Raw genomic sequence first — 1,623 nt, 5'->3', positions numbered from 1 at the left:
GATAGCAAATGTGAATAACCAATCAGGTATATCAAAATGTGTATGTAGTCAGCGAAAGTGGGACAAATTAGCCATCAAAATTAATGGGCACTTACTGGAGATTGCCCTGCTCCCTGGCAACCCTATTATAGCCCCTTCTTTCCTGTAATGTCCTGCTCTTTGCCTCCTTTCTTTTCTGAATTATCTCAAGATGCCTGCCTATATATACATTGTATGGAGTTAAATCGCCCAGACCCTCATGGTAGCGCCGGTAGTTGTAGTACTCGATAAAGTCAGCTATTGCTCTCTCCAGTTCGCCCGGCATATCGTACGGCAGTTGGTTTATCTCTCCTTTGAGGCTGCGGTGGTATCTCTCTATCTTGCCATTGGTCTGGGGATGGTAGGGAGACGCAATTATATGTCTTACACCTACCAGCCTCAGATATTCGCCAAACTGTCGTGATAGATAGCCGGTTCCATTGTCGGAGAGAAGCACGGTCCGGTCTTCCACCGGGATATCCGTCATACCGGTGGCATCCACTGCTTTCTGGACGACGTCGATAAGGGAGCCTGCTGCCATATCGCTCTTAAGCTCCCATGCCAGTATGAAACGGCTGTAGTCGTCCATCACCGTCACCAGGTAATACCAGCCCCAATCGAATACCTTGATATGAGAACAGTCCGTAGCCCAGAGCTCGTTCGGTCTCTTGGTCTTGCGGTGATATTCCTTTCCAGCCTTGAAACCGATTACTTCAGCAGGCTTGATCAGGCCTTCACGCTTCAGGATGCGAAAGACGGTGCTCTCCGATACATACCACCCCTCTTCGTCAACAAGCTGCCAGGCAAGCTGCCGGCAGGAAAGCTCCGGTGATGCCCGCGCCATGGCTAATATCTTCGCCTCTTCCACTGGCTTCAATTTGTTCCAGGGTACCGGCGACCCTCCCTTCTTGTCCTGTAATCTGCCCTCACTCTGTCGCTTCAGCCACTGGTAATAGGTGCTCCTGGGAAATCCCAGGTGCTCCAAGGCTCTTCGCCGCGGCAATCCCAAATTAGTAACAAACGCCAGTATCTTTTTCTTCTCAGCAGCGCTCACCCGCCTGTACCTCCTCTTTATTCGAGGTCCGGGGGCGCTGTTTTTTTGAGCACATGCACCTGGAGGGAAAGCTCGGCGACCAGCGTCTTCAGCCTGGCATTGTCACGCTTGAGCTCCTGCACCTCAGACTTTGTGGCATCTCTGGTGATATCATGGGTGAGCCTCTCTTTGCCGGCTTCCATGAAGTCCTTCAGCCAGGCATAGTAGGTGCTCGGCTTGATGCCTTCCCGGTGGCAGAGATCCCGGATGGGAGTGTCCCGCCTGAAACCTTCCAGCACGATGCGGATCTTCTCTTCGGCGGTGAATTTACGGCGGGTAATACGCTTGATATCCCGGATAAGTTGCTTTGTTTGCTGTGTTTTGGCTTCAGCCTGCCAGATATTGTCTATTCCCTGGGTCATTTTCCTGCTCCTTTTCAGTCGTTACTTTACTTCTTCCTTGGAGCAGGGGCAACCCCTTAAGCGTCCATTAACTTATGTCTCATTTGTGTCCAATTTATGCTGACGATTTACATCTCATGCAACCATACTCTTTTCTCCAGCGGTAGTAGG

Annotated in this window: 2 protein-coding genes; both read right to left on the bottom strand. The window is 51.0% G+C overall.

The genetic code is table 11. The annotated features are described in order from the left end of the window. Positions 1-91 precede the first annotated feature (91 nt). Positions 92-1,072 (bottom strand): IS3 family transposase, encoded by a 981-nt coding sequence (locus GTN70_08440; protein NIO17012.1) that lies wholly within the window; start codon positions 1,070-1,072, stop codon positions 92-94. Positions 1,073-1,089: 17 nt separating this feature from the next. Continuing rightward, entirely contained in the window at positions 1,090-1,473 is a 384-nt protein-coding gene (locus tag GTN70_08435) for a transposase (protein ID NIO17011.1), read from the bottom strand. Positions 1,474-1,623 lie beyond the last annotated feature (150 nt).

The sequence above is a fragment of the Deltaproteobacteria bacterium genome, assembly GCA_011773515.1.
Lineage (GTDB): Bacteria > Desulfobacterota > Deferrimicrobia > J040 > J040 > WVXK01.
The sequence above is the reverse complement of the archived record's forward strand: the minus strand, read 5'-3'. Positions and strand labels throughout refer to the sequence as shown.